This is a genomic window from Rhizobium sp. P1_E6 (genome assembly GCF_056405875.1).
In genome coordinates this window covers 1-2,024 of sequence record NZ_JBFUBG010000237.1, presented here as the reverse complement: position 1 = coordinate 2,024, position 2,024 = coordinate 1, and the positions used below count along the sequence as shown (strand labels likewise).

General features: G+C 60.4%; 2 protein-coding genes. One reads left to right on the top strand and one right to left on the bottom strand.

Annotated elements, in window-relative coordinates; all coding sequences use genetic code 11:
• Positions 1-378: ATP-binding protein (locus AC1D35_RS35735; protein WP_477942706.1), on the bottom strand; the 378-nt coding region annotated here is incomplete at its 3' end.
• Positions 379-792: 414 nt separating this feature from the next.
• On the opposite strand from AC1D35_RS35735, the gene istA reads away from it, so the two are divergent.
• Positions 793-2,024, top strand: a 1,232-nt coding sequence (gene istA, locus AC1D35_RS35730; RefSeq protein WP_477942704.1) for an IS21 family transposase, incomplete at its 3' end; no start/stop codon positions are given.

Here is a 2,024-nt window from a genome sequence, read left to right as displayed (position 1 = left end):
CGCCTGGACACCGAGGGCGGTCGCAACATGTGTTTTCCCCGTGCCCGGCCCACCGACGAGCACGATATTCTGCGCTCCGTCCATGAACTCGCATCGGTGCAGTTGGCGCACCGTCGCCTCGTTGATCTCGCTGGCTGCGAAGTCGAACCCGGAGATGTCCTTGTAGGCCGGAAAGCGAGCAGCCTTCATGTGGTAGGCGATCGAGCGCACCTCGCGCGCGGCCATTTCGGCTTTCAGTAACTGGGACAGGATGGGCACGGCCGCATCGAAGGCTGGAGCCCCTTGCTCAATCAGGTCTGTGACGGCTTGGGCCATGCCATACATCTTCAGGGTACGCAGCATGATGACGACGGCAGCACTTGCGGGATCATGACGCATGACGGCCTCCCGCGGTCCGCAGGCGCAAACCATCGTAGCGTTCAACATCAGCCTTGGGTTCACGCAGTAAGGTCAGCGCCTGTGGCGACGAGGCGCGGTCTGTCCCCTGCAGTCCGCGCTCTCATCGACCATCTCGCTGCCGGCTTTCCGCGCGACGCCCTCAGCAAACGCGCATGATGCGATGCTTTTGCAAACCTATTCCGCCAACTGCGCCTCGTAGTGCAAATTCCGAGGCATGTCGCCCCCTGATTCCGAAATGATGCCGCCCCCCAATTCCGAGAATTAACCGCCCCCTTGTTCCAAGATGATGCCGCCCCCTTATGGCGGCGTTTGTGGAGGTGTCCTGCTGGTGAGACGTTCGACCTTTCAGTTGCGCTGAGAGGAAGGAACGCGATGCCGGCGGAGAGACTAAAGATGCGGCGTGTCCGCGAGATTTTGAGATACAGATTTGAAGATGGGCTTGGTCACAAGTCGATTGCGTTGCGGGTCGGTGCGGCTCCCTCGACGGTGCGCGAGACGCTACGCCGTGTCGAGATCGCAGGCTTGTCCTGGCCACTTGGGGAGGATATCAGCGACGCGACACTTGAGGCGGCTCTATACAAGGCCGCAGGCACGAAGACGGGACACCGTCGCAGCGCCGAGCCGGATTGGGCGCAGGTTCATCTCGAGCTGAAACGCAAGCATGTGACGCTGCAGATCCTCTGGGACGAATATATCGGCCTTCATCCTGACGGATATCGCTATAGCCGCTACTGCGATCTTTATCGTAGCTGGGCCCTGAAGTTGCCGGTGACGATGCGCCAGGACCATGCGGCTGGCGAAAAGCTCTTTGTTGACTATGCTGGCGACACGGTCACGGTGGTCATCGATCGGCTGTCGGGGAAAACGCGGCAGGCCCATCTGTTCGTTGCGGTGCTCGGGGCATCGAGCCTTTCGTTTGCGCATRCCCGCTGGAGCGAAACGCTTCCAGACTGGATCGAATGCCATCTGCTGGCGCTTGAGGCTTTGGGCGGGGCTCCGGCATTGCTCGTCCCGGACAATGCCAAGGTTGCCGTCATCAAGGCATGCCATTTTGATCCGCAGGTCAACCGCACCTACACCGGCATGGCGGCTCATTACGGTAGTGCCGTTTTGCCGACACGGCCGCGTCGTCCGCGCGATAAGGCGAAAGTCGAAGCCGCGGTTCGCATTGTCGAACGCTGGTTGCTGGGGCGGCTGCGCCATCGCATCTTCTACAGTCTTGGCGACGTCAACGCGGCAATCGTCGAACTGCTCGCCGATTTGAACGAGCGGCGTGTTCTACGCCGCGTCGGGCGCACAAGACGGCAGTTGTTCGATGAGCTTGATTACCCAGCTCTGCGACCGCTTCCAGTCGAGCGGTATGTCTTTGCTGAATGGAAGATCCGCCGCGCCGGTCTCGATTATCATGTCGACATCGACAAGCACTTTTACTCCGTACCCTATCGCTTTGCCCGTGAGCAGGTCGAGACGCGGATCACGGCCAATACGATCGAGATCTTCCACAAAGGTGAACGGATCGCCGCCCACAGACGCTCGAGCGGCAATGGCAAGCACACGACGACACCGGAGCACATGCCATCCTCTCATCGTCGTTTTGCCGACTGGACGATCGAGCGCATCAATCG